The sequence below is a fragment of the Bacteroidetes Order II. bacterium genome (assembly GCA_016788705.1).
GTDB lineage: Bacteria > Bacteroidota > Rhodothermia > Rhodothermales > UBA2364 > UBA2364.
The window spans coordinates 129,241-145,601 of sequence record JAEUSQ010000039.1 but is presented as its reverse complement, the minus strand read 5'-3'; the positions used below and the strand labels follow the sequence as shown (position 1 = coordinate 145,601).

16 protein-coding genes are annotated in these 16,361 nt (G+C 46.5%); 8 read left to right on the top strand and 8 right to left on the bottom strand.

Annotated features, from left to right (window positions below):
• Positions 1-18 precede the first annotated feature (18 nt).
• On the top strand, positions 19-1,203 hold the full coding sequence (locus tag JNN12_10380) for a family 10 glycosylhydrolase (GenBank protein MBL7978736.1): 1,185 nt from the start codon (positions 19-21) through the stop codon (positions 1,201-1,203).
• A gap of 59 nt (positions 1,204-1,262) precedes the next feature.
• Here the strand turns inward: JNN12_10380 and JNN12_10375 are convergent, their stop codons facing one another.
• The 7 genes from JNN12_10375 to ccoN all read right to left on the bottom strand — a co-directional run bounded on the left by JNN12_10375 (position 1,263) and on the right by ccoN (position 7,064).
• Positions 1,263-1,700, bottom strand: coding sequence for a hypothetical protein (locus JNN12_10375; protein MBL7978735.1), 438 nt, complete (start codon positions 1,698-1,700; stop codon positions 1,263-1,265).
• Between the two features lie 32 nt (positions 1,701-1,732).
• A complete protein-coding gene (locus JNN12_10370) occupies positions 1,733-2,221 on the bottom strand; it encodes a FixH family protein (GenBank protein ID MBL7978734.1) in 489 nt (162 codons plus the stop codon).
• Positions 2,222-2,321: 100 nt separating this feature from the next.
• Positions 2,322-3,770 carry a cytochrome c oxidase accessory protein CcoG gene (gene ccoG / locus JNN12_10365; protein MBL7978733.1) on the bottom strand — a complete coding sequence of 483 codons (1,449 nt, stop codon included), beginning with the start codon at positions 3,768-3,770 and terminating at the stop codon, positions 2,322-2,324.
• Positions 3,771-3,857: 87 nt separating this feature from the next.
• Positions 3,858-4,478 carry a c-type cytochrome gene (locus tag JNN12_10360; protein MBL7978732.1) on the bottom strand — a complete coding sequence of 207 codons (621 nt, stop codon included), beginning with the start codon at positions 4,476-4,478 and terminating at the stop codon, positions 3,858-3,860.
• 49 nt (positions 4,479-4,527) lie between these two features.
• The gene (locus JNN12_10355) at positions 4,528-4,725 is read right to left on the bottom strand and encodes a hypothetical protein (GenBank protein MBL7978731.1); all 198 of its coding nucleotides are present in this window, start codon (positions 4,723-4,725) and stop codon (positions 4,528-4,530) included.
• A gap of 3 nt (positions 4,726-4,728) precedes the next feature.
• Positions 4,729-5,451 (bottom strand): cytochrome-c oxidase, cbb3-type subunit II, encoded by a 723-nt coding sequence (gene ccoO / locus JNN12_10350; protein ID MBL7978730.1) that lies wholly within the window; start codon positions 5,449-5,451, stop codon positions 4,729-4,731.
• 116 nt (positions 5,452-5,567) lie between these two features.
• On the bottom strand, positions 5,568-7,064 hold the full coding sequence (gene ccoN, locus JNN12_10345; GenBank protein MBL7978729.1) for a cytochrome-c oxidase, cbb3-type subunit I: 1,497 nt from the start codon (positions 7,062-7,064) through the stop codon (positions 5,568-5,570).
• 529 nt (positions 7,065-7,593) lie between these two features.
• Here ccoN and JNN12_10340 point away from each other — a divergent pair.
• Both JNN12_10340 and JNN12_10335 read left to right on the top strand, forming a co-directional pair.
• Positions 7,594-8,688, top strand: coding sequence for a bifunctional methionine sulfoxide reductase B/A protein (locus JNN12_10340; GenBank protein MBL7978728.1), 1,095 nt, complete (start codon positions 7,594-7,596; stop codon positions 8,686-8,688).
• 280 nt (positions 8,689-8,968) lie between these two features.
• Entirely contained in the window at positions 8,969-9,082 is a 114-nt protein-coding gene (locus tag JNN12_10335) for a hypothetical protein (protein ID MBL7978727.1), read from the top strand.
• 177 nt (positions 9,083-9,259) lie between these two features.
• Here the strand turns inward: JNN12_10335 and JNN12_10330 are convergent, their stop codons facing one another.
• A complete protein-coding gene (locus JNN12_10330) occupies positions 9,260-9,628 on the bottom strand; it encodes a hypothetical protein (GenBank protein ID MBL7978726.1) in 369 nt (122 codons plus the stop codon).
• A 557-nt stretch (positions 9,629-10,185) separates the two neighbouring features.
• Here JNN12_10330 and JNN12_10325 point away from each other — a divergent pair.
• Genes JNN12_10325 through JNN12_10305 form a run of 5 tightly spaced genes read left to right on the top strand, consistent with a single transcriptional unit; the run spans position 10,186 to position 16,357 of the window.
• Positions 10,186-10,704, top strand: a complete 519-nt coding sequence (locus tag JNN12_10325) for a hypothetical protein (GenBank protein MBL7978725.1) — start codon at positions 10,186-10,188, stop codon at positions 10,702-10,704.
• Positions 10,705-10,722: 18 nt separating this feature from the next.
• On the top strand, positions 10,723-11,301 hold the full coding sequence (locus JNN12_10320; GenBank protein ID MBL7978724.1) for a hypothetical protein: 579 nt from the start codon (positions 10,723-10,725) through the stop codon (positions 11,299-11,301).
• Positions 11,298-11,735: a hypothetical protein gene (locus JNN12_10315; GenBank protein ID MBL7978723.1), complete on the top strand. Its 438-nt coding sequence runs from the start codon at positions 11,298-11,300 to the stop codon at positions 11,733-11,735. The genes JNN12_10320 and JNN12_10315 overlap by 4 nt, the downstream gene beginning before the upstream one ends.
• A 45-nt stretch (positions 11,736-11,780) precedes the next feature.
• Positions 11,781-13,139 carry a zinc ribbon domain-containing protein gene (locus tag JNN12_10310; GenBank protein MBL7978722.1) on the top strand — a complete coding sequence of 453 codons (1,359 nt, stop codon included), beginning with the start codon at positions 11,781-11,783 and terminating at the stop codon, positions 13,137-13,139.
• A gap of 26 nt (positions 13,140-13,165) precedes the next feature.
• Positions 13,166-16,357 carry a hypothetical protein gene (locus tag JNN12_10305; protein MBL7978721.1) on the top strand — a complete coding sequence of 1,064 codons (3,192 nt, stop codon included), beginning with the start codon at positions 13,166-13,168 and terminating at the stop codon, positions 16,355-16,357.
• Positions 16,358-16,361: the final 4 nt, after the last annotated feature.

Here is a 16,361-nt window from a genome sequence, read left to right as displayed (position 1 = left end):
ATAAAATTTGTTAATAGGATGAACTATTCCATTGTCGCAAGCTGCTTGCTGATCATTTTCGGCAGTTTGGGGCTGGGTTGCTCCACGATCAAACCCTCCATACATGGAAAAAATTGGGGATCTGGTGAAATTCGGGGCGTTTGGCTAACGAACATTGATTCCGAAGTGATGTTTACACGTCAGAATATTCAGGTGGGCATCAAACGTCTTGCCGATGCGGGATTTAATGTGGTATATCCGGTGGTCTATAATGACGGTTATACCATGCACCCCAGCAATGTAATGGTGAAGTATTTTGGGGAGGCGAACCGTCAAGATTCCGTTTTTGCGGCGAATCGCATAGATCCATTGGCCGAAATTATTCGCGAAGCCCAAAAATACAACCTAAAAGTGATTCCTTGGTTCGAGTTTGGATTTTCCAGTTCATACAATCCGCCTGATAATATTCTGGCGAAATATCCACAATGGGCTGGGCGTGACCGTGAGGGGAATATTCTTAAAAAAAATGGCTTTACGTGGCTCAACGGCTTTCATCCGGAGGTGCAGCAATTCGTTTTGGAGATCATTCAAGAGGTTATAGAGCGGTACAAAGTGGATGGGATTCAAGGGGATGACCGCCTTCCAGCACTCCCGTCCTCTGGTGGCTACGATGATTACACGGTCTCGTTGTATCGCAAAGAGCATAATGGCGAAACTCCACCCCATGATTATAAAGATCCTGCTTGGCTCCAATGGCGTGCGGATAAACTCTCAGATTTTGGGGGACGATTGTACCAAATGGTAAAGTCTCAGAACCCAAACCTCATTGTTTCGCTTTCTCCTAGTATCTATCCGTGGTCTTTAGAGGAATATCTGCAAGATTGGCCAGAGTGGATTCGGCGTGGCCAAGTGGATATGCTGCATCCACAAGCGTACCGATACGAAATTGAGCGCTACAAAAGTACCATTGATGACATGATTCGGGAGTCAGGCTTAGACCTGAAAACACGGAAAATGATCATGGCTCCGGGTATCTTGATCAAGGCTGGGCCTCGGTTTAATGACCCCGTGTATGTGAAAGAAGCCCTCCGCTATAACCGTGAAAAAGGCCTGCACGGTGAGGTATTCTTCTTCTACGAAGGACTTTTTGAGCAAAATCAACATCTTGCCGACTCCTTGCGGGCGTCTTTTTACAAAAAATCGGCACGTTTCCCGAGAAAGTGAGTTGGAATGATGGGTATTTCCGGAGTTTTTGTGTTAAAGCCTTTAGGAATCGGCGTTTTTTACTTGGCAAAATCTAGCACTAAGCGTCCAGGATTGGTCAATTTGGTTGTGGTAAAGGTGGCTTTTTTCTTCAGGCTGATGATATAGCGGATGTCGCCTTCAAAGAGGTCATAGACTTTCACACTTCGCAAGATGGGTAAGTTAAATTGTTTTTTGCCCACGCTGCATGTATCCATGGGCGTATGCCAAAATGCCTCCACAAAAAACTTTCCGGTCACTTTTTCTGGTTCGCCCGATGGTCCAATAAATGGGGGCTTGGCATAGGCCAAAGACTCAATAGGAGGAACGGTATCTCCATAAAACTCAAAAACGAGCCGATCAAATTTGGGACTAGAGGATGCACGGATGACTTTCACCGCAGAACCATCGCACACCTGTGCAAGGGTTACATTGGCCGAAGCAAATAGAAGTAACCATATAAAAAATATTCTTTTCATATCATTATGGAAGAATGTTTAAAATGGTTCTATCATAGAATCTCCTGACGGATGACTTGTTTAAATTCTTGTTGCCCATTGGAGAGCAAGAGGGTAAAATCCCAAAGTCCTTTCGGCATAAGTTTTAGCTTACTACTCATTTTTCCGGGCTGGAGATCGGTGATTAGGGACGTCTCGGCTTTGATGGTGGTACCAACACGTTCGGCTTTAAGTTTTCCAGAGAGATTTTGCAACGGATTTCCGTCTCGGTCGGTAATCATGAAGACCAATGTGGAGACCTGTGCTGCGGTATTTTGTATGGGAAGCAATGTTACCTGCCAGCCTAATTTTTCACTCTCATGTATTAGGGCGGAGGATTTGTCAAAATCGAGGGCTTTTTTATAATAATTGTCCACCACTTTCGCCCCACCGTCATAATTGGCGATGAACAACACACTGATGCTCCCAATCATGGTAATAGCCAAGAGGGCAATGATAAATATAGGCCAGCGATAATAGCCTTTTTCGTTTGGAGCAGGCATAAGTCTTTAGGGAAAGGTTAAAAAAGAGAACGAGGTATTATAGAATACCTCGTTCTTTGATAATATAAGCAACACGATGAATGCATAAGCATCCAACATATTATTTTTGCACAGACGGTCCAAGCAAGGTAAAGTCAGACACGTTCTTATATCCATTCGAGAAGGTGACCTCGAATTTTACCGGAACCTGATCTTTTCCAGTGAAGGTGGCATTTGGAACCGTAACAAAGGTATCCACCCGCTTCATTTCACCTGCTGCGAGTGCTGTTACAGGTGCACCTACAACAATAATTTTTGCATTTGCAGGAGACAGGGCTTTGATTGTGAAAGTCAGATTTTCGCTACCTTGGTTGTGTACGCGGAACCGAATCCGGTTCGCCACTTCTTGTGGGGTCATTTGAATGAAAGGGGCGCCAACATCGCGTCCGACATTTACATCAATCGGTTTACGCATCGCCAATAAGGAAAACAGGGCCACGAAAATCGCAAGAATCAAGGTGGAATAGATGATGGTTCTTGGACGAATAATCTTGGTAGGTGTGCCTTCAATTTCGTGTTCCGAAGTGTAGCGGACAAGTCCCCGTGGCTTTCCGATGCTGTCCATGATCTGGTCGCAGGCATCAATACATTGGGTACAAGCAATACATTCCAATTGCAGTCCATCCCGAATGTCAATCCCTGTTGGGCATGTACGGACACAAGCTGCGCAGTCAATGCAATCGCCTTTGGCCTCAATAAGCCCTTCGGCTTCTTGCTGTAGGGCCTTTTTCCCGCGTCTGGCGCGTGGCTCTCCGCGTCCAGGGTCATAGGACACAATCATTGAATCTTTGTCTAAGAGTACAGATTGCATCCGGGCGTATGGACATGTGACGGCGCACATTTGTTCACGGAAATACCCAAAGTCAAACAGCATCAGGGCAGTCGTGCCAGCCATCAGGATGAAAAAGCCAATGTTATCAAAGGGTGAACCTTGCATCCATTCTGCTAAGCGATCCCAACCGACAAAGTAGGAAACAAAAACGTTTGCCAAGGCAAAACTTATCAAGAGATAGAGTACAAACTTGACGGCTTTTCGCCAAAAGGTATCAAACGTCATGGGGCTATTGTCGCGCCGCCGCCGAACATGCTCTGGCCCTTCCAGAAAGCGCTCTATTGGGCGGTAAACAAATTCCAAATATACCGTTTGTGGGCATCCCCATCCACACCAAACCCTACCCAGAAAGGCCGTTCCTATGATCACCGACAAGATGCTTCCAACCATAAAGAGCAAGAGCAGGAAGGTATCGGTCGGATAAAACATCAGGCCAAATAAAGCAAATTTCCGGTGGATAAAGTCAATCAAAACAGCGGGTTGACCATTGATTTTGATTATTGGTAACGATACAAAAAATACAATCAACAACCAACCTACCACCAAACGAGCATTGTAGAACCTTCCAGAGGCTTTGATCGGGTACATCCATTTGCGTTTACCCTCTTTCGTCATGGTACTGCTGGCTGCCTCTGGTGCGTCGAGTATTTCAATGTTTTCTATTAAGAACTTAGACATGGTTGTGTTATGTTTTTATTTAGGCTTGGCAGAATAGCAAAGCCTATTGTATCGTACCGCTCTTTAGGCCACCGGAAAAAACATCTGTTATTGTTTTGCAGGTGCTACAGGGGCATCTGCGGCGGGCGCTACAAATTTTTCACCTTGTGGTGCTTTTGCATTGGGCGGGTTGGTTCCGGCCAAGCTATACACATAGGCAACCAAAGCCGCACGATCGGTGCTTGAGATCGAGGCTTCCCATCCGGGCATTCCTTTTTCGACAAAGCCTTTTGTGATGGTATTAAAAACTGCCACGCGGTCGCCGCCATGCAGCCAATATTCGTCTGTTAGGTTTGCACCAATTCCACCTTCGCCGTTGGCGCCGTGACAGGCCACACAATTGGTCGTATAAACGGTTTTTCCTTTAGCAGCTTGGGCTTTGTCATCCGTAAAGCCTTTTAGTTTTTCTTCTGTAACGTCTTTACCAAAGCCAGACTGATCCGCTTTTGCACGTAGTGCATTTACTTCTTCAAGCCCGGCAGTCAGGTCTTCTTGATAGGTGTCGCGATCATAATAAATAATCACATAAATGGCAGACCAAAAAATGGTAATGACAAAAATAAGTGCCCACCATCCGGGCATCATGTTGTCATACTCCTGAATGCCATCATAGGTGTGGATGACAACGTCCACATTTTTTTTGGGTTTATCGGTATTTGGCGTACTCATGTTGAAAAGATTTAAATTGCAAATGGTCTGTTAATTGAGGGCGAAAGCATTAGCTACCGGGTGTTTTGGGCACGAAGGCATCCTGAATCGTGCCGTCATCCAATGGCAGGTTTTTGGCTGCCGACCGTTGTGACTTGGTGTAGGCAGCCATCAAAATGGAGGCACTTACAAACGCCACAATAAATGCGAACAGCGCAACTTCGGAAAGACTACCCACTTCGAGGGCGCGAATGACTTCCTTCATCATGGCTTATGACCCTCCATTGGTTGTGGATCCGGAGGCACTGGCGGTCGGCGCTGCTTTTAGGTCTTTTCCAAGGCGTTGTAAATAGGCCACTACTGCAACAATTTCCTTGCTTGCCAAGCCTTTGGGGCCTCCATTTGCGGCTACATCATCTGCAATGACTTTCGCTTGTTCTTTTGCCAATGAAACGGCATTGCTAACTTCGCGGTCCGAATAGGGAACACCAAGGGTACGAAGCCCCGAAAGATGCGCGGAGAGACTGGAAAGGTCTAAGTCGTATTCCAACAACCAGTAATAGTTTGGCATCAGCGATCGCGGACTCGTTGAGCGGGGGTTTTCCATGTGGCGGACATGCCACAGGTTTGGGTACTTCCCACCTACACGCGATAAGTCTGGGCCTGTCCGTTTGGATCCCCAAAGGAACGGATGGTCATATACAGATTCGCCCGGCTTTCCGTATTCTCCGTAGCGTTCTAACTCGTCACGGAACGGACGAACCATTTGCGAATGGCAGTTTACGCAACCTTCTCGTTGATAAATATCACGGCCTGCTAATTCGAGCGGTGTTAAAGGTTTTACGGTGCTGATGGTGGGAATATTGCTTTTCACCAGAAACATAGGTGCAATTTCGATCACCGTACCTACCAAAATGGAAAGCAGGGTGAGTACAGAGAAAAGGATCCAAGCACCTTCTATCTTACGGTGAAACGTTTCTTTGTGCGTACTCATAATGGTTTTGGATTTTAGCGTCGGAAGGAGGAAGAAGGTGTCCCTTACCCCTAAATTTCACCCTCTTCCCTTCACGACGTTTTTTTTGAAAATCGTTTTGAAATATAAAGAGCAGCTTAAGAAGCTACCGCAAGGGTTACTTCGGTGTCTGGTAATTCTTTGGGTGCGCTGCGAACAGTCATAAACATATTGACCAGCATCAGAATGGCTCCTGTCAGATAGAGGGTGCCACCAATGAAGCGTGCCCAATACATCGGTACAATCTGTACAACCGTCTCCATAAAGTCTGGATACATCAATCGTCCTGTCTCGTCGAAAGCACGCCACATCAAACCTTGGGTAACGCCCGATGCATACATGGCGAAAACATAGAGCAACATACCAATCGTACCAATCCAGAAGTGGGTGGTGGCCAATTTTTGGCTCCAAATTTCGGTTTTCCACAACCGAGGCAACAGCCAATAGATCATCCCGAAAATCATAAATCCATTCCAGCCTAAGGCGCCAGCATGTACGTGACCGATAATCCAGTCCGTATAGTGTGCAAGTGCATTAACCGATTTTACCGAGAGCATGGGACCTTCAAAGGTGGACATGCCGTAGAAGGTAATCCCTAAAACATACATTTTGAGGACAACACTATCGCGTAGTTTATGCCAAGCACCACGAAGGGTAAAGAGACCATTAATCATCCCACCCCAACTTGGCATCCATAGCATCACGGAGAACGTCATCCCCAAGGTTGCGGCCCACTCAGGAACAGCGGTATAGTTCAAGTGGTGTGGGCCAGCCCAGATGTAGATGAAAACCAATGTCCAAAAGTGGATGATGGAAAGACGATAAGAAAAAACGGGGCGCTCAGCGGCTTTGGGCATGAAATAATACATCAAGCCCAAGAAGGGGGTGGTTAAGAAGAAAGCCACTGCATTGTGCCCATACCACCATTGAATCAGTGCGTCTTGAACACCTGCATATAGGGAGTAGCTCTTAAAGATACCCACGGGAAGTGCCATGCTATTGCCCAAGTGAAGAACGGCAACAGTGATGATGGTCGCAATGTAGAACCACAAGGCCACATACATGTGTTTTTCGCGACGAATGGCTAACGTACCAAAAAAGTTAATCGCAAAAATAACCCAGACCACGGTGATGGCGATGTCAATCGGCCATTCCAATTCAGCATATTCTTTGCTGGTGGTGAGTCCAAGAGGTAGGGTGATCGCTGCCGAAACAATGATCAATTGCCAGCCCCAAAATTGGATTTTGCTCAGCATGTCGCTAAACATTCTGGTTTTACATAGCCGCTGTGTGGAATAATAAATGGCCGCAAAAATACCATTTCCTGCAAAAGCAAAAATCACTGCGTTGGTATGCAGCGGTCTTAGGCGTCCGAAGGTGAGGTAAGGACCTAAGTTGGCTTGGTATAAGGGCATTTGAAGGGCAATGATGACCCCAACCAACATCCCTACAACTCCCCAGATGGCAGTTGCCCATAGGAAATAGCGTACTATTTGGTCATCGTAAGAAAACGAGACTGTACGCCCAGTGTACTGTTCACTCGCGCTGCCTTCAGCTACGGTAACAGATTCGTTTGGCGTTTCGTGTGCTTGCATTATCGTTATTGCCGGTTTGGTGAAACAGGAAGGCCTAAGCCTTGCTCAAAAATCCGGCATGGCTGTTTCATAAAAAGAACGGAATGGTTGATGTGAAGTGTAGGTCAGGATCGTACAAAGGGGGTAGGGAAAATGCTTACATGGGCAATTATAAATAGACAGATTTTTTTCGTGTGATCCCCAAGCCAGGGGAAAGGCTTTCCCAAAAACAGCAAGGCGGGCAAAGAAATATTTGTGGTAAGTATTTAATTTACATAATTCTATACCAAGTTGTTTATTTGGTGTAAGGGTGTATTATAGCTCCAAAGTTCACTTGTCGCACCGTTGTGACCTTTGGGCGTGTGTAAGGAACTTTTGTAGGGAAGCAGGGATTTTAGGCCCAGTATGTATGCGTGAAATAGGAGTTAAGGCAAATTTAAGTAAGAACGACATTTGTCCTATGGTGTAACAATCTTTAATGATTGAACACGAATAAATCAGCATACACACGCAAGCAATTGACCTATCGTAGAAAAAATAGCTTATAATTATGAATTGGTTTTTATTCCGCTCTTCATCTTGGTTTTTGGCGACATGCCTTCTTTTCGCTGCTTGCACTCATCCAGTGGGTACGCCTACAGAAGAAGTGAGTCTTCGTGTTGCACCAGCAACTTGGGTTGTGCATGATACCACTTGGACAGAAACCATCCGACGTACTGATGCTGAGTGGAAATCGCTTCTTTCGGCGGATCAGTACCGAATCACACGCGAACATGGTACCGAACCTCCTTTTTCCCATCCATATAATAAGGTGCATGAAAAAGGAATTTTTTATTGTGCAGATTGCGAAAATCCATTATTTACTTCCGAAACCAAATTTGATTCTGGAACGGGTTGGCCCAGTTTTTGGAAGCCGTATCACCGCAAAAGTGTAAAATTGACAAAGGACCATTCGCTTGGCATGGTTCGGGAAGAGGTCTCGTGTGCCCGATGCGGTGCCCATCTTGGTCATGTGTTTGATGATGGCCCCGCTCCCACAGGCTTACGTTATTGCATGAATGGCTTATCTTTGAAATTTCAAAAGGAAATACTTACCAGTAAATTAGAAAAAGCCGTTTTTGCACAAGGTTGTTTCTGGTGTGTGGAAGAGATTTTTGAGAGCCTAAAAGGGGTAAAAGATGTTGTTTCCGGTTATGCAGGCGGAACAGAGCCGAACCCAACCTATGAACAAGTTGGCAGTGGTAATACCACACACGCCGAAGCTGTGGAAGTAACCTATGACCCATCCGTCATCTCCTATTCCCAATTGCTAAACGTGTTTTTTCATGCGGGCGATCCTACACAAGTAAACGGGCAAGGGCCAGATAGAGGCACACAATATCGTTCTATCCTTTTTTATAAAAATGTTGCCCAAAAAAGTCAGATAGAAAGTTATATGCAACAACTTACGGCTTCCGGAAAGTTTAAGAAGCCTTTGTCGGTTCAGTTATTGCCCGAAATGCCTTTCTATAAAGCAGAATCGTACCATCAAGACTATGTTCGGCAACATCCCGAAAATCCGTATGTGGTCAATGTTTCGATTCCTAGATACCGGAATGCGATCCGGCATTTCCCGGAGTTGCTTAAGACTTCATCTGTCAATTAAGGCAATATAGTAATAGATAATTTTGGGTTGTTATTGAAGCAATAGTGAGAGTCAGTTTGCATTTTGTATCAGAAAATTTTCTGTAAGACCTCATTCGCTACCAGATAAGGTGTGTTTGAATATTATTGAAAATACCCAAAACTATCCGTTTCTTGCGAATTGTTTTTGAAACAATATTATACAAGTGGCGTTTTTTACAAAACAAGTCAACCTTTGAAGTATTTATGCCAGTACGCGATATTTATCACAAATCTGTAATAGAAGCATCAGAAGCTGATATTTGAATTGGGTCGTTACGGATGATCCTTTGAAGATTACATTTGAAACCCAAAAATGCTATATGGATCTTGGTGCGGAAAAAAACATGTTGATTGCCGATCAAGAAGATAAATAAATTGCTCTGTTGGAGTAACAAGTTTTTTGATTCCGTCTTTAGTTTCCAATTTACACGATCCTCGTGGGCGGTTTTTTTGTTTACCGTTCGGTCGGTTTGTCAACATATTCCCAAATTCCTTGAAGTTATGGCTTTGCTTAGCGATCAATCCTAGGCCGATTTGGAAGACGAACTTCACTATGTGTACCGAGCTGTCCTTTCTGTGAATGATTTTGAATTTTTGATCCCCCAAAAAGTCGCAACCACCGGTAAGGCCAAGGCGATGTAGGCGGCAAGAATAAGCAGACACCGCCTTGCAGGGGTCTTCAGGTTGACGGCTTCGATGTCATACCCCTCGCTCTTCAACGCTTGAACATTCGTTCTATCTTCCACTTCATTAGGTACGTCTGGGCAATCGCTTTGCGGCCTTTCAAGCTCGAGAGGAAGAAGATGGCTTTGTAGCCTGCCTTGCTGTTCCTCTTTAGGCACATCACGAATGTGTAGGGGATAAAAAGCCGTTCTATCGTCGTAGCCGAAACCTTGCCCGTGCGAAGGCATTTTGCCCAAGCCTGGTCGTATTATCCCCGTTCTATGCCACCTCATAATCTCTTTTTTTAGACGCTTAATAAAGTTTATCTTATTACTTATTAGTGATTTAAAATAATACTTATTCACTTATTCCCTATCTGCAATTAGGGTCATTCCCTCAGGGAGGACATGGCTATCTTGTCTGTTTGGATGCCTACCCTTTTGTTTTACGGGAATAGGCGGAACGAAGATAAATGCTATCGCTTACTCAAAAAAAGTATAGGGCGATGATGTGCAATGGTTTATATACAGGTACTTGGCGAAGAATCAAAGGCATGTCAGAGGTCATTTTCATTCGTTGAGCAGTTCTTCGTCTTAATAGATTTCTGTAATACCTCGTAGTTATGCTCTTCAAAACTATCCATCAACCTACATAGAGTGTTTGATTGTGATTTTATCAACATAAACATAAGCTTTTCTTTTGCTGTCTTTCCTTACAACGTATTAAAATTTCCTCCTACAAGATTAATCCCATGAGTTCGTGCAACAGATAGAATAAAAAGAACGATTTTGACGTGTAGCAAATGGTTACGCTTATGAAACACCTATTGCTACTTTCGCTTGTTTTGGGTCTATTTGGTTGCCCTTTAATCCCGAATGGGGGTGATCCCTTTTTGTATTATCCCTACCCACAAAGTATAGCCGTGAATTTGGAATCCTCGGACGGGAAACGTCCGGTACAGGCTCCTGCCATCTTGTTAGGGAGTATCGAAGCATGTACTGGTACACTACGGGAAATGGTGGTTTACTTTGAATCCTCGGAGGACTTGGTGGTGGAAACACCCGCTCCGGCTCCTATCACTCAACTTGCAGAAAGGGAAAAACGAGCCTGGTCTATCCAAATTAATAAAGGAAAAGGGAAACCCGACGCAGGCGGCTCTTGGGTTAGGTTGCGGGTGGTGTATAAGCCAGACTACCAGCGATTATTGACCATTGTCTCGGACGAAGTACGTTATCCACATGCCGAAATTCGGGAAACTTATCGCGCCGGAACATTGCGAAGCATGGAGGCAGAAATGCTTGCAACCGATGCCGCACGGCTGTTTTTTGAATAATTTTTTGGGAGTAATGTTATGAATACAGCCATTGATTCAGATACCGGAAAGAAAACCTCATTCTTCGGCATGGTGTTTGGCATGATGGCCGCACCCGGACAGGTTTTGCAAAAATCCCTCTCAGAAGTATCATGGGGGTTGGCCTATGGGGTTTCTGGCCTGGCTTTTCTGCTATTTTTCCTACAAACGGGCTTAGACTTAATGCGTGCCGGACGAATGGATAGTGAAGAAGTGGTGCTTTTGTCAGTTTTAGGACTGTTTTTTGGTACGATCGGGGTGATTTTTGTGGGCTTTGTGGCTTGGGCGGGCATACAAGGTTTGGGGCACAAGCAAGTTTTGCCAGATGTATTGCGGGCTTTTGCATTGGCATATAGTCCTACGTTGATTTATGCAGTTTGTGGCTTGATAGTAAATTTAGTTTTGGAGTGGAATACAGCGGTGGCCTTTGGGGTGACAGGGCTTTTATGGGCACTCAATCCAATTTCGGCCACCATCCGACATTTTTGTGAAGATAAAATATTGCCCGCTGTGGTTCTGACCACCCTTTGTGGCCTGCTTATGCTAATCGGTTGGGCATTTTTGGGAGGAGCGCAATGAAACAACAAACAACTCTTGGCGCTGCATTCCTCTTTAGTGTTTTTGGTTTTTTAGCGGCCATAAATCACGAAGCCGGATGGTTGCTGGTAATGCTCTCTCTTGTATTTGGAACGGTGGGCATTGGTGTTTTACAAATACTTCTGACGAAATACAACGAGATGATCCGCGAGAACCCCGAAATTGGGCAGGCAGCGGCCCGGCAAGGTTTAGCATTTTTTGTGCCATTTGCTATTCTGGCCATTGCCTCGGATGTTGTATTTGAGTGGCATGCGGCACAGGCATTTTTTTCGGCAGGATTATCGGCAATGGGCGCATCATGCGGAGCTTATTTAATTTCTAAAGGTGCATCCAAATTTGGTGGCTTTGTGATTCCGATGGCTTGGGCTTTTTGCGGATCGGCCATTTGGATGATGATTACAGTAGCACTCTCCTAAAACGAGTCTTTTTGGCTAAACGAAGACTATTTACGCAGGAATTGTATGGAAACAAATAACATCCTTACGATAGAAGGCACTCCTTCTCGCCTTCAGGAAGGCCAGTTAAACCGAGCAGCTCTTCAGGCGCTCCGACGCATACCCCACTTGGTGGTAAGCCCGCTCTCGCCATTGGCGCATCTTCAGGCTACTTCCGAAAGAGACGATCCAGCAGCGCTTTTGCGTAGCTGGGAACAAGATCACGACATTTGGACTTGGGCTACGCCTGCGCTCCTAAATCCACATCAGGCCGTCACCCTACTTATGGGGGATACTGATACGTCTATTTTGGGACAATACCTCTGGGAAGACCCATTTGGGCTGTTGCCGGGGATTCGGGTGGGGGTGGAACCAGCGGATATAACAGTAGAAGGCCCCGTTTCATCGGAAATGGTGCTAATGGGTTTATTGGAAACGTTGCAACTTTCTGGCTTGCCCGAGACCGATCCGTTGCGCATTCGGCTGTCTAAAAAAGAATTCTGGGGTGTTCTAACGCTCTTGGATGCTTATCGAATGGCGCTCTTGAAGAATCGTTTATTGCGAAAAGGTGGCTTCCCGAAAGGCGTTCCTTTAGCCTTATTACGTGAAGCATGGGTTTTGGGATGTTCGCAGCGAGACCTCGGCTGGGCGGTTACGATGTATGCCACCCTCTTGCCTGATGAGGTTCCGGTGCAGTTCGAGGACACACTTCCCGATGTCTTGCATAGCTTGGAAACTGCAGGATTGCTTACCCAACTGCTACCCGATGAAGAATCCGACTCGGATCCGATCTTTATTTTCGACGAGGCATTGGAGACATTTTTCCAAACCTTGGTTCCTTCTGCGTTATTGTTCGGATTGGTTGTACAAACCATTCCTCAACCCGAAAAGGTGGTGTATAGCGTCTTGGGTGGTTGGCGGAGCAGCTCCGGAATTTGGTTGGCAGATTTTGCGGACTTTGCAACGGGTTATGTAGAACTCCTTTTAGTTGGCCCCCATTTTGTAGCGACGGCCTTAGAAGCCTTATTAACCGAAGCGAAGACGACCGACTACGCACCCTATATTTCCGATACCCGCTATCATCCCGACTTTCTTGCTCGTGCATTGTTGGATACCCGAAAACCCCAACCTATGCAGGCCAATCCTGTTGTTACCATTCCGGCTCCATTAGGCCAAGGCAAGGTGGATGTGCGTATTTCGGATCAGTCGCCGATTGGGACATGTTCACATTGTGGGTATCCATTGCTGCCCGATGCTCATTTTTGTGCCCGTTGCGGAACACCTACACATGCCAAGGAAGCAGTTGTACCTGTTTGTACAGCCTGCGGAACACCCCTGCGCGAAGGGGTAAACTTTTGTACAAAGTGCGGTCTTGCTGTTCACTAATTCGTTTCACCAAACCTGAAAAGGTCATGACACGCTTCAGAAAAATAGGTTTGCTTGGCTGGTTTATCGTAACACAAGTGGCATGGTCGCAAACCGCAAAAGTGGAAGTGATTTGGCCAGATTTACCTACTGGCTGGACGGTCAAAGGGCCTATGTATGCAAGCCATAGTACCGAGGAACAAGAAGGATATACGACAACGTTCGCCTCGGCCACTGTCATTAGGGTTGAACAACAATTCGAGAATGACGAAGCGTTGCGTCGCTTTTACTTTGAACGAATTAATGAGGACGGAAAAGTCGCATTGTTTATGCGCCACTTGCAACGAGATGATGGGGTGGACGAAAAGGAAGCCCAAGATCCCTTGGTTGCCTCCGAGGAAACCCCATGGAATGTGGTCTATGAACGGTCTTTTTACCAAAGTACCGCCAATGTAACAGTGGATGGGTACGCAGGCTGGCTTATTCGGATGGGAGACCACGAGAATGCTTCGCGCCCAACGCACAAACGGGCTTTGGCCATAAATATAGAAAACATAGCATTTTTGGTAGTAGGGATGTGCGAACCCTCCTACTGTGGCACTTTAGAGCAGGTTTTGATGAATCTGCAATTCAAAGTGCAAGGCGGGGACGATCCAGAGCGAGTTCTGATTGCCATAACAAGTGCGGCATTGGATACAACCGCAAACGTAGTACGGATTACCGGAACGTATAAAAGTAAATCGGCGATTACCTCGGCCACCATTTTTCGTGCATCGGGTGGTGCTGCGGTTCAAGGCCACATTCAATATGCCAATGGCCGTTTTACCGCCTCGTGCGATTTCTTCAAGGGTGCGGAAAATACCTTTAGGATCGTTTTTGACAATGCGGACGAAAAAAGTGCAGAGCAAAATGTAACCATAAGTGCATCAGGCCAATTTGTTGGGAATATGACAACGGGGGCAGACGGGAATACACAAGTGGGCGCAAGTATTCCGGTTGCCCCCGGACTGGGGCCAGTTGGTGCTATTCCCGGGCCTAAAAACGTGGTTCAGGGTGTTTTAGGTGTTATTGGGCCGGGCATCTTGGGCATTCTTGGTGGATGGCTAAGCGGTATCTTGGGCGGAGGTCAGACGCCACCCCCCACCGTTCCTAAAGGCGGAAAACCGCCAGTAGGGCCTTCCAAACCCATAGAGCAGAAGGATCAAACCCGAAAACCGGAAGACCCAAAATCTCCCAAAAAACCAGAAAAAGGCAAAAACTCCAAAACAGATTCCGATAAAAATAAAAACCCAGAAAAACCTAAACCGCCCAATGACCCCGCCACAACTTCCGCTAAACAGACGTTGAAATACGTGGAGGGAAGAACGGTCTTGATGAAGGATCCCAAAATTAGAGATTTGGTAAATCAGGCTAAAAATACGTGTTTTACACCCGATGGGAAAGTTATTACCGGGAAATGGGAGGCCATCAAACAAGCGCTTAAAGATGCAGTAGCTCCCAAGCCAGAATCAGGGGCAACGGGCACGGCAGTGGAGGCCATTAAAGCGATTGGGAGAACCGTAAAAGACGTAGCGGTGGAAGTGGGTGGCGCGGTAAAAAACATCGGGATTGGGATCAAAGATGGGGTAGTAGCTGCCGGAAAGGGCATCATGGCCATTGGCGATGCCGTCTTAAATCCGGGCTATTTTGTACGAGGCGTGAATGAGTCTTTCAAAAATTGGATCAAAACCAATGCACCCAATGCCCCCAAACAATTTGTGGAGGCCATTAAAGAAGGGCGCTACTTAGATGCCGTAAAAACCGTTCTGGTGACGGAAGGAAAGCTGCTGGCCTCGGCTGTATTAGGGGTTGGAAAAGGGATAGCGGGCATTCTGAAAGAAGTTTTGCCTTACGAAGAGGTGAAGTCATTCTTCGATAAAAATGCGAGTACGGAGGAAAAACTCTGGGCAATCCCCTCGGCTGCGGTGAAAATAGCCAGTCTTTTGTTGCCCACAAAATACGCCAAAACGCCTGTGCCGGGCTTGGGACAAAGTACCACCTTAATCAAAAGTGCCAATCCGGGCTTGGCTGCGGCCAAAACAGCCGAACTCGCCGCCAGCCGAGTGGCGCAATTACAAAAAAACTTAGCAGGCATGGAGTCTGCCGCTGCCAAACAGGGTGCTTCTGCAATGGCAAAAGGAGGCTTGGCGGATCGGATTGCCCAAACCAAAAAAGCCATCGAACAAGCCCAGACGCTGGCCAATTCCGGACGGGCAGTTCAACAGGTAGAAAATCTGATTGGTCATGCGGGCGCTCCACCAAACGCCACCATGAACTTCAAAACCGCCCAAAATTACCTCGGCAAAAATACAGGTCTCCGAGATGCGATAGATTCGGCCATCAGAGCCGATGGTGGTTCGGGATCGTTATATAATATCCGAATAAACGGTGTGATGAGCAAGGATGCCCATACCCTTATTACGGCGCGGAAACTACAACTTCAAGAGCAAGCCGTGAACAATGCCGTAAGGCGGGCCATTGCCGAAGAAGTGGCGGCTTTGCAAAAAAGTGGTTCGCCCATACCCAAACGTTTCTTTACGGCAAACTCCACCGAAGGTAGCCGCGTGGCCATTAACGGCTCGAATGTGGCCTGCGATTTAGACCAGACTGTACTGGGTATGAAGCACGTCCGCGCACAAAGGATGAACCAAATCCTTAAAGAAGAATGTGGTAATCTGGGTTTTAGCCAAAAGACGTTGGATACCAATATCTACACCCCGCGCCCAGGAAGGCTGATGGATGCCAAAGGGCCAGCCCCCAATAGTGAATCCTGGTTGGTCAGGAGTTTACAACGCGAGCCGGGGCGCTCTGGTTATCATCAGGTACATGTAAGCCGTGATGGTCGTGTGGTGATTGGTGATCACGTTTCGGCACCTGGCCGGAGTGTCCTGCCTGTACACCAACAAATGGGAAAACCCACTATTCTAAGTACTGCCCAAAAAGCCGCCTCGGTCAGGAGTCAACTCGGGCACGTGGCAGAGGCCGCCAAACAAAACAACCTCAACCAAATGGTGAAATATGGTGCAAGAGCCATCAAAGATGGGCATCAGGTGGATACTGCCACCTATAATTTGGTGATGAAGGTGGCCTCACAAAAAGACCCTCATTCGGCGTTGCAAATACTAAAGTCTCATGGCGTAAACAATGCCGAGGACCTCATTCGCCGCCTAAACCTTCCAAAACATGTACCCACCCACTAAGGCC